Below are 14,919 nucleotides of genomic sequence, written 5' to 3'. Positions count from 1 at the left end.
GCGCAAGTGCACAAAGGATCCCTCCAACTACACGTCTCATTGTCAGCCCATCGTTGTTGATAATCTCAATGTACACGCGTTTCGAGAAGGGAAAACAGGAACGATCCCGAGGAATCTCACAGGGATGAAATGCGCAGCGATCCGGCTACATTCCGCTTTCGAATGTCAGACCATCCGTTCCCACGTCAACGTTTACCTTCATCCCCGCAATCAACGATCCGCGCATGATGAGTGTGGAAATTGCGTTGACAACTTCTCGCATAATAAGTCGTTTCAGCGGGCGAGCACCGAAAACCGGATCAAAACCCTTGCTCGCAAGGTAATCCTTTGCGCGGGGCGATAATTCGGCGTCGAGTGATTGGCGCTGAAGCGCTGCGCGGACCAGACGTTCGAATTGCACATCAACGATGCGGTGCAGATCACCTTTCGAGAGCGGATGGAAGACGAGGACATCATCGATGCGGTTCAGAAATTCGGGTCGCATTGATTTTTGTAGCAGCGCAAGAATATCGCGTCGTGTCTCCTCCTCCACGATACCACGTTGAGTCTCCATGGCATTCCGGTAGCGTTCCACCAAGAGCTCGGCTCCCAGATTCGAGGTCATAATCACGATCGTATTCTTGAAATCGACAATGTGACCCTTTCCATCAGTGAGGCGGCCATCGTCGAGTACCTGTAACAGGACGTTAAAAATGTCGGGATGCGCCTTCTCAATTTCGTCAAGAAGTATCACGGAATAGGGCCTGCGCCGTACAGCTTCCGTGAGCTGTCCACCCTCATCGTACCCCACGTATCCCGGTGGAGCACCAATCAGACGCGATACGTTAAACTGTTCCATGTATTCCGACATGTCAATTCTCACGACTGCATTCTCGTCGTCGAAGAGAAATTCAGCGAGTGCGCGCGCGAGTTCTGTTTTACCAACCCCTGTCGGTCCCAGAAAGATGAAGCTCCCAATCGGGCGTCGTTCGTCGCTCATTCCTGCGCGTGCACGCAAGACAGCTTCGGACACGGCTGCAACAGCATCCTCCTGGCCGATGACTCGTTCACGCAGGCGCTCCGGCATGCGGATGATCTTCTCGCGCTCACTTTCCATCATTCGCGCCACTGGGATGCCGGTCCACCGCGCCACGACATCGGCGATATCCCGTTCTTCCACCTCCTCCTTTAACAACGAGCCTCCTGCATGGAGGGCAGCAAGCTTGGAGTTTGAAGCTGCAAGTTGCTTCTCCAATTCAGGGAGCCGACCGTATTTCAGTTCCGCAGCGCGGTTGTAATCTCCTGCGCGCTCCGCCTTTTCGGATTCGAATCGCAAGACCTCCACGGCCTCCTTCAGTCCGCGGATATTCTGGATTTCACTTTTCTCGAGCTCCCAACGGCCTTTTAGAGCCGCATGCTGCTCCTTGAGGTCGGCAAGTTCGGCCGCTATTCGTGCCAGCCTTTCTTGCGATGCGCTGTCACTCTCCTTTCGCAAGGCGACAGATTCAATTTCCAGTTGCTGAACGCGGCGTCCGATCTCGTCCATTTCCTCCGGAACTGAGTCTATTTCTGTACGAAGCTTCGCGGCTGCCTCGTCAATCAGATCGATTGCTTTGTCAGGCAGGAAGCGTTCTATGATATAACGCTGCGAAAGTGTAGCAGCCGCAACAAGAGCTGCATCCGCGATGCGGACGCCATGGTGCAGCTCGTATCGTTCCTTCAGTCCGCGCAATATCGATACCGTGTCTTCGACGGAGGGCTCGCCGACGAGCACGGGCTGGAAGCGCCGTTCGAGCGCCTTATCTTTTTCGATGTGTTTGCGGTATTCGTCCAAAGTAGTCGCTCCGATCATCCGCAATTCACCCCTTGCGAGCAGAGGCTTCAGCATGTTGCCTGCATCCATTGCACCTTCGGCCGCACCTGCACCGACTATGGTATGCAGTTCATCAACGAACAGAATAATGCGCCCCTCAGACTCGGTGATTTCTTTCAAAACGGCTTTGAGGCGTTCTTCAAACTCTCCGCGAAATTTTGCTCCGGCGATCAACGCCCCGAGATCGAGTTGGAAAACCGTTTTCTCGCGAAGACCTTCGGGGACGTCGCCTGCGGCAATTCTCAGGGCGATACCCTCGACAAGCGCTGTCTTGCCAACTCCAGGATCACCGACGAGCACGGGATTGTTCTTCGTGCGTCGAGATAATACCTGTATCGATCGCCGGATCTCTTCGTCTCGACCAATTACGGGATCGAGTTTTCCGCGCCGGGCCGCTTCAGTGAGATCACGACCGAAACGCTGCAAGGCCCGGTATTTCTCCTCCGGACTCTGATCCGTGACTCGCTGTGTGCCGCGTATCGATTGCAGCGCCTTGAGCGTTGCGTCGTGTGAGAGACCTTGTTCAGCGAGAAGGCGGCCGGCCTGGGAACCAGTGAGTCCGGCGATTCCGAGCAGTAAATGTTCGGTGCTGATGTATTCGTCGTGGAAGAGTCGCATTTCCTGCTCTGCATTCCGGAGTGTCTGCTCAGTCGGCGGACTCAGAACCACTCGCCCCCGTTCCGCGCCGTACACTGCCGGTATCGTGAGTAGTTCTTGATCGATACGCGAGCGTGTCGCTGGAATATTCCCACCAGCTTTCTGAAGCACTGCGGCAGGGACACCATCACTGTCCTCGAGCAATGCGTGGAGCAAGTGAAGGGGTTCTATCTGCTGATGACTGCGCGAGGCCGCCAGGTTCTGTGCGGATACAATGGCTTCCTGCGCTTTTACTGTGAACTTATCCATTGTCATAACTATTCATCTCGACTTGATTTCTTAATATTTCAGACCGAGCGCTGCCGCAAATTCCTTGACCAGACTCTGTTGTTCCTCTGTCAAGTGAGCGGGCACAATGAGCTGGGTGCGAATGTACAGATCGCCTGTACCGCCATACCCGGAGGGGTAGCCCATACCTCGCACGCGAAGGACTGCTCCCGGCTGCGTACCAGGAGGAATGCGAACATGCACACTTTTCCCGGATGGTGTTCGGACGCGAATCTTAGAACCGAGAAGTGACTGTGCAATGTTTACATCAACATCCACGTAAGCATCGTTCCCTTTTTTCTTGAAAAAGGAATCAGCCGTCGGTACGGGACCATCATTGTCGGTACTCGTGGTGCTGTGCACATTCTTAGTTGTTCTGGTTGATCGTTGCCGGCGACTATACGGTGTCGATCCGAAAAGATTCACGAAAATGTCGTCGAGTGAGGAACTGCCGAATCCCCACGTGAACTCGTCGGCATCATTTCCTCCTCGTGCTTGCTGCCCACCAAAGCGCCTGATGAACTCCTCGTACGACATCTGCCGTGTGTCGCTGCTGCCGTGTTCACTGTACTGTCGTAATTCGTCATATCGTTTTCGCTTTTCAGGATCCCCGATCACCTCATAGGCCTCATTCACCTCTTTAAACCGTTCTTCAGCAGCCGTATCGCCGGGGTTGTGATCGGGGTGGCATTCTTTGGCCAGTTGACGGTATGCCTTCTTTATTTCGTCAGGCCCTGCCGTCTCGTTCACTCCAAGTGTTTTGTAGTAATCCTTCTGTTTCATTGTTGATGCTCCTTCGGTCGGCTGCGTGTGCCGAACAATTTTCTCAGCAAAGCCCGTACCGCAAGCCCAAGTCGTGGTCTTTCGACAAATTTGGCAATGTGGTGTCCGAATTTCTGGCAGAGCCTCGGATATTTCGGCACACGGTGCGTCAGCCGGGAATGACAGAATATCAGATATCCGATTTCCGCACGGTGTATTTGCCGAAAATTTTGATTGGCACAGGAGATGATAACATCATGAACGACCACACGAAACACAAGTGTTCGAACTACACAGTACAGGAGATCACGCCATGACACTCACACGTTGGACCCCGATGAACGATTTTATGAATCTGCAGCGCGAAGTGAACCGTCTCTTTAATACGGTCGCACCGCGTGCACGCCGCGACGAAGACTATGAGTCGGCGGTCTGGTCACCAGTTGTTGATATCACGGAAGATGCCGACAGTTACACCTTGTTCTTCGACATCCCCGGCATCGATCGTAACCAGGTCAAAATGAGTTTCGCCGACAATACGCTCAGCGTGAGTGGCGAGCGCAAAATGTTGGAGGAGAAGAAGGACGTGACGGTGCATCGCATCGAACGTCTTACCGGAAAGTTCTACCGTTCATTCACATTCCCAACAGCAGTGAACGCTGAGAAGATTTCCGCGACATATTCGGACGGTGTGCTCACCGTCGCTGTGCCGAAAGCCGAAGAAGTGAAGCCGCGGCAAATCTCGATCAACTAAGGATTCCCTCTATAAACCCGCCTCACACGGAGGCCCGCCAAGCGGCGGGCCTCTGCCTTTTTCCCATGGACCGCTGTGCGCTGTGGCTCAGAAATTTGCGCATCGGTGGCAGAAGGATAAAGACAGGATATTTCTTAGCTTGATTCTATGATCTCAGGTCGACTGTATCGAATAGTGGCAGCATGTGTATTTCACGTTGCTCTTGTCGCGGTGGGCCAACCACAGTCAGTTGTACCCGGACGTTTAACAAAGGCGTGGATCGATTCAAAAGCCATGGATGAATCCGGATTCGGAATAGTAGCCGCAGACTTGCGAGCAACTATCAACGACGGTTCATCACTTCTCCAAGGCGTAATGAATCTCAGCGCGAGTGACGCTCTCTCTGTCGGTGCCGTGGCCGGGGGTGTGGCGGTTCTCTTCGCACAGGACGAGGCGATACAGGAGCGGATTACAGCTCAGGGGTGGAACGGTGCTGGCGGCGTGTTCGCCGTTGGGCAGCTTTACGGTGATGTTCGTATTGCAGGGGCCTTGGGCGGTGGAATATGGATGTGTGGTATCGTAACAGGAGATAGGTCTCTCCGAGAGTTGGGCCGGCTAACCCTGAGTGCTGTATTGTACGCCGGGCTGATCACCACAGCGGTAAAATCACTCAGCGGTCGAAGCCGTCCTTACGTCGGTGAAGGCCCGAGGATGTTTCGTCCACTTCAATTCGATACAGAGCATACGTCGTTTCCCTCGGGGCATTCAACCGTTGCCTTCGCTGTATCATCCGTGCTTTCATCGCGAATCGATCATCCTGTTGCGACCATAGTGCTGTACTCGCTGGCCAGCCTAACGGCCGCGCAACGCATGGTGGCCTCAAAACACTGGGCGTCGGATGTGTTCCTGGGTGCGGCAGTTGGGTATGGAATCGGGACCGCTGTTGTGAAGATCAGCCAGCAGAGAGAACCCGAGCAGACGACCGGCGTAAACATGACATTCGCGCCGGTGCTTACGGCGCGCGGAACGGGACTCGCTCTTTACGTACGGTGGTAGTTTAGAAACGTCGAAACGTATCGGCTGATCATCAGCGTGCGATAATGATTCGACCTGATGTCCATGTGTCTCGAGTCCGGACTAACACCGTATAGATTCCATTCGAGAGGGAGGTGGTGTTGATTTGGATTGTTGATGGCAATCGAGAATCTGATTGTATCGAGTGCGTCATGCGTCTCCCGAGTGCATCGTACAATTCGAGCTGGAAGATGTCGGATTGTGCAAATGGCAGCGTAACGGTTACCCAAGGGGACGCCGTTAATCCAACGGGGTTGGGATGAACGCCCAATTGCGGCGTGTTTGGAAGCTGCGCCGATGCATCAATGCCTGTGGGCCCGGTAATGGTGTAGACTGTCAGATTGCTGGGATCGGTACCGCCGAGATACACCGTGTTTGTGGACGGGTCCACAGGTCCGAGCACGTAGTTCCCGAAATCGTTTGCGCCGGGAAACAGGGCCATGCCGCCGTGAATACGAAGCTCTAGCCTATGTCCCGCACGGATCGTTGCCGCAACGGAAGTCAGGGCAAACCGTAGTCTTTCGTCTCCGGAGGTGTTTGACGCAACCTGATAATGCCCGCGCGCGAGTTGAGCGCTTTTGCCGGTTGCCGGATCAAAATCGTACAGGTTTGCGACCACCTGATACGACGCACCGGACCCGTTGGCCATGATCTGGACCTCGCATGGCCGACCTCCCAGGACCATGTCCTGCGCAAGCGGTTCGGAACGGTATACGAGTGGTGTTGAGCCCGTCACGCGCGAGTACGAGATGGTTCGTGTTTCGGAGGCTGTCGGAGCTGATAACTCGAGTACTCCGTTGGAGGGGTAAAATGTCCGCGGAGAGATATTGCCGGGCAATGGCGCCGATGTACCGAGCCAAATGGCCGAATCTCGAAGTGAATACACATGGGGCAGATTTGTTATCGCGTCGTACATGATCACAGCACTGTCCGAACCGGCGACACTTCCGAGTCCGATCTGGTCTTTCAACCAGTATTCGAGCCACCGATCCTGAAGTTGTGTAACAAACGAGCGCTGTATGGGGTGCGATGGCAGAGCATGTCCTCCGGGATATGTGACAATACGTTTCGGTCCCGCGATGCGCGCGAATTGTTTCAGTGCCGATGACTGGTTAAAGAATCCGTCAAAATAACTTACCAGGATAAGCGTGGGCGTCGACGTTGCGGACTCGAGTCCTGTTGTTGTGTAACCGCCCAGCATCGAACGCAAATACGCGTAATTCCCAGTGCTTATTGCGCGATTCACTGAATCCTTCGCACCGGGTGAAAAACGGATCGTTGCGGCAACAATCGCTGACGCGAATGTCCAATTGAGGGCGTTATTCTCAAGCCAGTTCTCGTCAAATCGTCCGTTTGCAATGATCGACACGACCGCGCGTGCACCGAGATTGTGTGCCGCAGCCGACCAAGCATGTATCCCGCCCTGTGATGCGCCTATCACGCCGACTCGTTCCGGATTGGCACCTGGTAGTGCAGCCGCCATATCGATAAATGCTTTGAGATCAGCGGTGACGCGTGGTGATGTGAAGAAATCAAATTCACCGCCGGACGCCCCTTGTCCGCGCACGCTGTACGCGACGCAAATATATCCCCGAGCGGCGTACGCTTGTGCGTAGCTGCGATTTTCCTCCTTGGATCCTGCGAATCCGTGCACCCACACGAGCGCGGGAAATCCGCCGGTGGGCGCAGGAGTTGTGGGAAGCACATACAGGGCATCAAGCGTTACACCGTCATTCATCAAGACCAGAGTGTCGCGTGCGGTCTGAGAATGGCCCGTAATACACACGAGAAAAACCAAAATGAAGAGACTGTACAAGCGCAGACGCATGACGTATCCCTGATTCGTTATCACAGAATTATTCCACCATAATAGCAATTTTTTCAGAAATCGGGGAGAAATCAATAGAACGGAGGAGACATCCTTCGGATTTCGTTGCACGACAATAAGTTCCTCTATACATTTATGCTATTGATGTTATTTGTTTATCGCAAATATTATTTTTGTTCTGAATCCAATAACGGATTCGTGCATCTGATCAATTGAACACCTTGCCATCGAGGAATTTGAGTACTCAGGCCACCCCACTTAATACGCACCCGTTAATCCGCCAACGGATTGTCATGAAGTTCAGCACCTTTCTCTCCGTCACACTTCCACTTCATCTGTTCCTTGCGATGTATTCTGTTCCCGCGCAGCCGCGTCCGGCTGTGCGTGAGGCTTTTGAGGTGCCGCATTCCTTGAAAGCGGGCGATTCGCAGGCCTGTTTGCGTTGCCACGGTTTGGCGAATTTTTCATACCGGGAGTCCGCGACTGCAGCACCGCGAAACCTGTCGGTCAATGCGAGCGCATATGCCGGTTCAGTTCATGCTACAATTCATTGCACCGACTGCCACCCGGCAATCACGCAATACCCTCATGCGGAGTTAGAGCCCGGCCAGCGTGCAACATGTGGAAGCGACTGTCATGTTGTGAAGAATGGGAAGCCATATTCACATGCCAGCATTTTTCATGACTATGGAGTCAGCGTGCATGGCGCCGGATTAACGGGAAAGAACCCTGGCGCTCCCGCATGCCTCCATTGCCACGGCAAGGGTGATGCGCACGCCGTAACAAAGGCAGTGAAAGCAATAGGAGTCCGTGAAAAAATGGACCTGTGCATCGCGTGTCACGATGATCACGCGTTAATGGCCCGAAACAAGGTTACCACGGAAGCTGTTGCGTCGTATAAGAGGAGCTTCCACTACAAGGCCATACGATTCGGGGAAGAAAATACAGCGGTGTGCCAGGACTGCCACTCCGTGCACTCTGTGCTTCCTCGTGATAGCGCTCGATCAACCATCGCTCCGGGGAATATCTCCCGCACGTGTGGTCAGGGAGAATGCCATCCGGGAGCACAGATGAACTTCGCCATGTCAGGCGCAAATCACCTTGGTCTTCGCATTGAAAAAGACGCCATTCTGCGGTTAGAAGAATTGTTTTTCTATGCCCTGACCGCGGGATCAATGTTGATGCTGGTGATTGGCATTATTCTCGACATTCAGAAAAAATTCGGATGGCTAAGTCTTATACTTTCCTGGCTGAATGCTCTTGCACCTTCCGTCCGTGTGCTCGCCAGTGCTCTTCGCCCCGGATTGCGTTGGGCGAAACGAATCCTAATCGACTGACAGACTTATCATCGTCCAGAGGAATTCCGCTGGACGCACCACCTGGCCGGTTCCAAACAACCAACGAACATGTCACCACGACTCGATCCCTCTAAGCGCTATTTCACTCGTCTCACTCTCGGGCAACGAATCCAGCATTGGGTTTTGCTCGGCAGTTTTTCGTTACTGACGATCACCGGCATCCCAATGCGTTTTCCGGAAGTCGGGTGGCTCGATGTGGTCTATACCGCAATGGGCGGTTTGCCGGTAGCGCGCCTGATCCATCGTATCGCGGCCGTGGCAATGATATTGGACGGGCTCGCTCATATCGTCTATCTCATTCAGTTGTTAATACAGAACAAGGGTCGGATCCGACAAGCCTGGCCGATGATTCCCACAATGAAGGATGCTCGAGATTGGTGGGAGACGTCGTTGTACTATTTCGGCCTTCAAAAGGAACTCCCTCGATACGACAGGTTCAACTTTCGAGAGAAGTTCGATTACTTCGCCGTGTTTTGGGGTCTGCCCGTAATGATGTTCTCCGGATTGGTCCTATGGTTTCCCGTGTATTTCGGAAACATGCTACCGGACATCGCAATCGGAATGGCCTATATCGCCCATAGTGATGAAGCCATCCTGGCGATATCAGCGATTGTGGTGTGGCATTTCTACAACGTGCACTACAATCCCGACAAATTTCCCGCCAGTTGGATTTGGTGGCACGGGCAGATTTCAGAAGACGAGATACGGCACGAACATCCGCTCGAGTATGAGCGTCTCCTTGAGCGTGAAACACGGGCGTGAAGAGCGAGGCCGGGCGCGGGATCCTTCGTGGTGCAATCACACCGTCCTTGCGATCGAAAAACCACAACTGAGCAACAGTTATTCCCCATCAATCACACAACTGACACATGGCTACGAGCAAGAAACAACGCTGGCTGATCCGCATCGGTGCCGCATCCGTCGTACTGATCGCAATCGCATGGTTCAATTATTCGCACCTCGTCAACATGGTGGTACCGTATGTGCATCGATCAGAGACAATCGACTTTCCCGTTCAGCGCGTAAGCGATGCAGAATTTGAACGAATCGCAAGAGAGCTTCAGGTTGAGATGGTCGCGTACAGCACGGTCGATACCGCGATGAAAAACCCCGCGGTGTATGAGGCGGTAGCGCGACAACTCGCTGGCAACGTCTCGACATTTAAACGCCGCATTGGGCTTGATCACGTCGAACGGTTCCGGAGGGCGGGAATCCGGGCGTACGAGGGTCCTCAGACCTGCATAAGCTGCCATCCAAACATACGCGTGAAGGACGGGAAAGGCGGTTATATGACGGTCAGCACACGCGATAATATTCAAGAGAGTGTACATTTCGGCCTGAACAAGTTTTCCGGATTCAACACGTATGGTTTTAACGGGCAGCTCGTTGAAGGAATCCCCATGGGGAAGATCGATCGCGCCTGCGGGATTCCAGGTTCGTTCACATGGACCGGCTGGGCTACGATCGTGAAAACCAAAACTGGTGAAACTCGAAGCGACGGGTGTGGACAATGTCATCCGGGTGGACAGTATGGGCCCATGACGGGCACGATGTTTCCGGGATATACCCCCATCGATGCGGAATTCGAATCGATGGATTGTCTGATCTGCCATTCGGCAGCGTACGACATGAACGAGAAGTATGTGGTGAAGGATGACAACGGCAAACACCGCTGGAATCAGGATCGAAGCATGAAGGCTGCAATGGCGGTTGGTAGGCCTACTTCTGACAACTGTCTTCGATGCCACGAACACAACCATGGCGGCGACATGTACGAGGGCAACCTCGCCGCGAAGAAGCTCGGATACAAGAATCCTCGACTCCTGCACCCCGGGGCCAAACGCGGAAATCCGACCCGAGGCCGTGACGTCCACTATGCCGCGGGTTTGCAGTGTCTTGACTGCCACGAATCACACGGCCACCTTATTGCGCGTGGCACACGCGGCACGGATCTTGTCAGCAACGACCTGCCTGGTGTGGAAGTAAGCTGTGAGAAATGTCACACGGCAACTCCGCACATTCAGGATAAAACCACGAGAGCGTTCCTGAATGCCCACACAGATAAGATGCATTGCGAGACCTGTCACATCACGCATTTGACCGACGACAACGTGGTGCTGCGCGACTGGACGGATCCTGTGTTTGAGGAAAGCGAGGGGGTGTGGGTGTATCGCGACATCCTGCGGTCAGGCAAACCAGGTGAAGCGATCGTGTACCGCTGGCATAACGGTATCGGATCGTTCATGGCGGGTGCTCTTGGCGATAATCCCAACGGTCTCAATCTTTACAGGGCGTTTGTCACAACACCCGATGCGGCATTCAAAGACTTCAATTATGCATCGTATTACGAGGAGACTTTCCGTCCAATCGGCCGTCTTGGCAAGTCGAGGATTGCCCCATTCAAACGCTTCAATGCGAAGATGTACGAGGACATGGGAAATCAGGGGCCGTTCGGTGGAATGCTGCTGCCCTTTGATTACAACGTGTACTACGAGACGGGCAATCCCAAAGCCGCGGTGATGAAAGCGATGGATGACCCCATCATTAAAATGATGTACGGAACGATTTTTAAAGTGTACATGATGGATGCATTCATGAACTACATGGGCATAGAGAAGGGGTGGACGATTCCATTCTCTGGAAAGATCGAAGGCAAGTGGATGCGGCAGGACGCTACATTGATGCTCAACCATTCGATCACCAAAGAGGCGATGCAGTGCGAATCGTGCCATGCCCCGAAAGACACAGGCATCATACCGTTCGAGGAGCTCGGTTATCCAGAAGCGCGTGTTGCCGACCTGCGCAATTTGCAGGAGTTGCGCATGGTGCAGAATACTCGAGGAGCAATGCCTCTTCCACCGTCACATGCACCGAAGAAGAAGGCCGCACTTTCCAAAGCGGGTGTGTGACGCTCCGCTTCAGAATGGCATTGAACAGACACCACACCCCGGACATCTCAAAGATGTCCGGGGTGTGGTGTATTCGGCAAAGTACCAAGACGATTGCCGTGCCTGTGTGATTTTCCGTACTTTTAAAAGATTGACCATAAGACGGCTCTCATAACGCTCTTTCAGCTCCCCGAGAACACTCATGCGCAAACTTTTATCTCTCCCTCTCCTTTTCATCCTGTCCGCCTTACTCAGTATCGGTATCACAGCCGACGAGGGCATGTATCCGCTCAGTGAAATCGGGAAGCTCAACCTGAAAGCCAAGGGTTTGAAGATCGATGTCAAGGAAATCTATAATCCCGAGGGTGTCAGTCTGGTTCAAGCGATCTGTGAAGTTGGTATGGGCGGCGGCGGGGGAACCGGTGAATTCGTGTCAGCAGACGGATTGATCCTGACCAACCACCATATCGCATTTCCCGCAGTGGCCGCAGCGAGCACGCCGGAGAAGGATTATCTGAAAAACGGGTTTACAGCCTTCACCCGCGAGATGGAGATTCCAGCAAAGAATTACACCTGCCAGATTACCGAATCGTACCGAGATGTGACGAGCGATGTAATGTCGGTGGTCAAGGATGGCATGCAGCCGTCTGCTCGGGCTACTGCCATCCGCGCAAAAATGAATGAAATTGCTCGGGCCGAAGAGGGCAAGCAGAAAAACGTGTCGTGTGAAGTCGCCGAGATGTTTCCAGGTCGCAGCTACGTGTTATTCACCTCGCGCTCCATTCTCGATGTACGGCTCGTGTATGTTCCACCTCTCGGTGTAGGAAATTTCGGAGGTGAAAATGATAATTGGATGTGGCCCCGCCATACGGGAGACTTTAGTTTTCTCCGTGCCTATGTGGCACCGGATGGATCCACCGCGGCCTATTCACAAGACAACGTCCCGTTTACTCCGAAACGTCATATCAAAGTCGCGACCAAGGGTGTGAAGGAAGGCGATTTTGTCATGATTCTTGGTTATCCGGGACGCACGTACCGGCATAAAACGTCACACTTCCTTCGCCTTCAGGAAAGCGTTCAGCTTCCAGCCGTCAGCCGACGTTTTGATTGGATGATTTCCACGATGGAGCAGATGGGAGAAGGCGACAGAGCTCTGCAGATCAAGTTCGCCGATGAGATAAAGAGCTATGCAAACGTGACAAAAAACTACAAGGGCAAGCTGCAAGGAATGCGCCGCCTTGCTCTCGTATCGAAAAAGGTGGAGGAGGAGAGACAGCTCCAGGCGTTTATAGAAGCCGATCCCAATCGCAGGGAAAAGTACGGGACGGTTATCTCCGAAATTGGCCGTGTGTACGAACAGCAGCAGGAGTATGCGTTGCAGGAGTTCGCATTCGCCATGCTTGGTCGCAACAAAATCATCGGCACCGCAATGGCCCTGCTCACAGGTGCAGAAGCGAAGGACCGTAAGCCCGAGGTCGTGGAGCGGGCAAAGGCCGGTCTTGCTGCACGCTTCGACGACATGCATCTCGGCGCCGAGGAGGCATTTCTTGCGCGTTCAATTCTGGACGTGGCGGCGCTGCCCCGTGATCAGCGCTTCCTTCAATCCATCTCTGTTCCATCCGAAGGTAGCGCGCGCGAGCGCGAGACTGCGGTGCTTGCCACAGTACGGGACGCTATGTCCCGCAGCGCCTTCGCAAAAAAGGAGACGATGGTCGGACTTGCGGACTTGACCCGGGAGGCGCTTGTCGCAGCCAACGATCCCGTGATCGCACTGGCGCTTGAATACAGGACGGCTATGGAAAAAATTCGTGAGAGGCAGCGCGCACGCGAAGGAGAACTGAATCGACTCGAAGGCGCACTGCTTGACGCCAAGATGCTCTGGCGTTCAACGCAGTTCATTCCCGACGCAAACAGCACTCTTCGATTTACCTACGGATACGTTCGTGGATACGCACCGGCCGATGCAACGAGGCACTCTCCTCTGAGCACGCTCCGGGGGATCGCAGAAAAACAGACCGGAGAAGAGCCGTTCGACGCCCCCGTTCAACTCATTGACCTTTACAACACGCGTTCATACGATAAGAGCTTCGAGGATAAAGCGCTCGGTGAGGTCCCCGTGGCCATGCTCTACAATATGGATACAACTGGAGGCAATTCTGGATCTCCTGTATTAAATGCGTACGGAGAACTTGTCGGAGTAAACTTCGATCGCACGTTTGAAGCTACCATTAACGACTATCAGTGGAGCGAGAGCTACAGCAGATCCATCGGAGCGGATATACGTTACATTCTGTTTGTGGCCAAGTACATCGGGAAGGCGGATTTTCTGCTGAAAGAATTGGGTGTCAGATATTAAGGTCCGGGCATCGCGTGCCTCGCAACCCGTACCGAAGCGAAACCTAATTCAGTCATTCTGTCGTCGGTACCTTTGTGCCCGATTTTTTCTTCTGAATCCGACTCATCGATCATACTGTACAGCGCTGGCCATAGTAGAGAAGCAGTGAACATCATCGTCCTGAACAGCGGTAGTAACGGAAATGCGGTATACGTCGAATCGCCCGCAAGCGGCGCTGCGGTACTGCTGGATTGTGGAATATCGAACCGGCAAATTGAGACGCGGCTGAAAGTGCACGGACGATTCACAAATTCCATTCGGGGAGTATTCATCACACATGAACACGGGGACCACATTCGAGGCGTACAAAGTTTCTCGAAGCACAATCGAGTGCCCGTGTATCTGACAGAACAAACGTATCGGAATTTCTGGCAGCGTGACGGACTCAAGGGATTTCACTTCATCAATCCGGACGGAGAAAACTCCGTAGCCGTGGAAGACATCTCGGTACGCGCCTTTCCCAAATCACACGACGCGGCCGATCCTGTTTTCTTTCTTGTCGAAATTGGCGACAAACGTTTCCTGTACGTGACGGACCTCGGCGCAAGCAATGAGAGGCTCGACGCACTCATTCCGACGGTGGATGCACTCATGCTTGAGAGCAACTACGACTCCGACATGCTTTGGAACGGGGATTATCCTGAGGATCTGAAGGAGAGGGTCGATTCCGAGTTAGGGCATCTCTCCAACGAACAGGCCATGACCCTCCTTGATACGCATGCAGGGGGCGACCTCCGTTTGCTCATCTTTGCGCACATAAGCGAAAACAACAATACCCCCGAAATCGTCGCCCGCGAAGCCGAGGCGCTGCTTGCTCGCAAACCCGGTTTTACGCCGCGATTCGAACTCGCATCCCGACATACCGTCAGCGAGGTATACACGATATAACATCGAATTCCGGAATGGGGATTTCTAAATCCGGAAGCAGGATTGACTCGCGTCTGGTGCTTCTTTTTGTTAGTTTCGCTTCATGCGAAGCTGGATGATCTCTGTGGTCTTGTTGCCCCTGTATGTCGGCTACGGACAGGAGCGACGTGATTCCGTTGCGGTACCGGACCGATGGAATGCACCGCCCGAACAGGGCTCTATTTCAACTGGCAGCCTC

Annotated in this window: 10 protein-coding genes; 7 read left to right on the top strand and 3 right to left on the bottom strand. The window is 53.6% G+C overall.

Annotated elements, in window-relative coordinates:
- Positions 1–145 precede the first annotated feature (145 nt).
- Positions 146–2,764, bottom strand: coding sequence for an ATP-dependent chaperone ClpB (gene clpB / locus HY962_00980; protein MBI5645476.1), 2,619 nt, complete (start codon positions 2,762–2,764; stop codon positions 146–148).
- Between the two features lie 24 nt (positions 2,765–2,788).
- On the bottom strand, positions 2,789–3,559 hold the full coding sequence (locus HY962_00975) for a J domain-containing protein (GenBank protein ID MBI5645475.1): 771 nt from the start codon (positions 3,557–3,559) through the stop codon (positions 2,789–2,791).
- Positions 3,560–3,851: 292 nt separating this feature from the next.
- On the opposite strand from HY962_00975, the gene HY962_00970 reads away from it, so the two are divergent.
- Both HY962_00970 and HY962_00965 read left to right on the top strand, forming a co-directional pair.
- The gene (locus HY962_00970) at positions 3,852–4,292 is read left to right on the top strand and encodes an Hsp20/alpha crystallin family protein (protein ID MBI5645474.1); all 441 of its coding nucleotides are present in this window, start codon (positions 3,852–3,854) and stop codon (positions 4,290–4,292) included.
- A 273-nt stretch (positions 4,293–4,565) separates the two neighbouring features.
- Positions 4,566–5,327 (top strand): phosphatase PAP2 family protein, encoded by a 762-nt coding sequence (locus tag HY962_00965; GenBank protein ID MBI5645473.1) that lies wholly within the window; start codon positions 4,566–4,568, stop codon positions 5,325–5,327.
- Positions 5,328–5,358: 31 nt separating this feature from the next.
- Here HY962_00965 and HY962_00960 read toward each other — a convergent pair whose 3' ends face one another.
- A complete protein-coding gene (locus tag HY962_00960; GenBank protein ID MBI5645472.1) occupies positions 5,359–7,173 on the bottom strand; it encodes an alpha/beta fold hydrolase in 1,815 nt (604 codons plus the stop codon).
- 293 nt (positions 7,174–7,466) lie between these two features.
- Here HY962_00960 and HY962_00955 point away from each other — a divergent pair, with 293 nt between their 5' ends.
- The 5 genes from HY962_00955 (at position 7,467) to HY962_00935 (ending at position 14,702) form a co-directional block, all read left to right on the top strand.
- Complete coding sequence (locus HY962_00955) at positions 7,467–8,510, top strand: hypothetical protein (protein ID MBI5645471.1); 1,044 nt, start codon at positions 7,467–7,469, stop codon at positions 8,508–8,510.
- A gap of 69 nt (positions 8,511–8,579) precedes the next feature.
- Positions 8,580–9,293 (top strand): cytochrome b/b6 domain-containing protein, encoded by a 714-nt coding sequence (locus HY962_00950; GenBank protein MBI5645470.1) that lies wholly within the window; start codon positions 8,580–8,582, stop codon positions 9,291–9,293.
- 107 nt (positions 9,294–9,400) lie between these two features.
- Positions 9,401–11,440: a cytochrome c3 family protein gene (locus HY962_00945; GenBank protein ID MBI5645469.1), complete on the top strand. Its 2,040-nt coding sequence runs from the start codon at positions 9,401–9,403 to the stop codon at positions 11,438–11,440.
- Positions 11,441–11,621: 181 nt separating this feature from the next.
- Positions 11,622–13,775 carry a S46 family peptidase gene (locus HY962_00940; GenBank protein ID MBI5645468.1) on the top strand — a complete coding sequence of 718 codons (2,154 nt, stop codon included), beginning with the start codon at positions 11,622–11,624 and terminating at the stop codon, positions 13,773–13,775.
- Positions 13,776–13,919: 144 nt separating this feature from the next.
- The gene (locus tag HY962_00935) at positions 13,920–14,702 is read left to right on the top strand and encodes an MBL fold metallo-hydrolase (protein ID MBI5645467.1); all 783 of its coding nucleotides are present in this window, start codon (positions 13,920–13,922) and stop codon (positions 14,700–14,702) included.
- Positions 14,703–14,919 lie beyond the last annotated feature (217 nt).

The sequence above is a fragment of the Ignavibacteriota bacterium genome (assembly GCA_016218045.1).
Taxonomy (GTDB): domain Bacteria; phylum Bacteroidota; class Ignavibacteria; order SZUA-365; family SZUA-365; genus JACRFB01.
This window is presented reverse-complemented; position numbering and strand designations above follow the sequence as displayed.

What these genes read in the sequence shown, in the direction of transcription:
- clpB (MBI5645476.1), bottom strand. Translation starts at nt 2,764, where the DNA reads ATGACAATGGATAAGTTCACAGTAAAAGCGCAGGAAGCCATTGTATCC.
- HY962_00975 (MBI5645475.1), bottom strand. Translation starts at nt 3,559, where the DNA reads ATGAAACAGAAGGATTACTACAAAACACTTGGAGTGAACGAGACGGCA.
- HY962_00970 (MBI5645474.1), top strand. Translation starts at nt 3,852, where the DNA reads ATGACACTCACACGTTGGACCCCGATGAACGATTTTATGAATCTGCAG.
- HY962_00965 (MBI5645473.1), top strand. Translation starts at nt 4,566, where the DNA reads ATGGATGAATCCGGATTCGGAATAGTAGCCGCAGACTTGCGAGCAACT.
- HY962_00960 (MBI5645472.1), bottom strand. Translation starts at nt 7,173, where the DNA reads ATGCGTCTGCGCTTGTACAGTCTCTTCATTTTGGTTTTTCTCGTGTGT.
- HY962_00955 (MBI5645471.1), top strand. Translation starts at nt 7,467, where the DNA reads ATGAAGTTCAGCACCTTTCTCTCCGTCACACTTCCACTTCATCTGTTC.
- HY962_00950 (MBI5645470.1), top strand. Translation starts at nt 8,580, where the DNA reads ATGTCACCACGACTCGATCCCTCTAAGCGCTATTTCACTCGTCTCACT.
- HY962_00945 (MBI5645469.1), top strand. Translation starts at nt 9,401, where the DNA reads ATGGCTACGAGCAAGAAACAACGCTGGCTGATCCGCATCGGTGCCGCA.
- HY962_00940 (MBI5645468.1), top strand. Translation starts at nt 11,622, where the DNA reads ATGCGCAAACTTTTATCTCTCCCTCTCCTTTTCATCCTGTCCGCCTTA.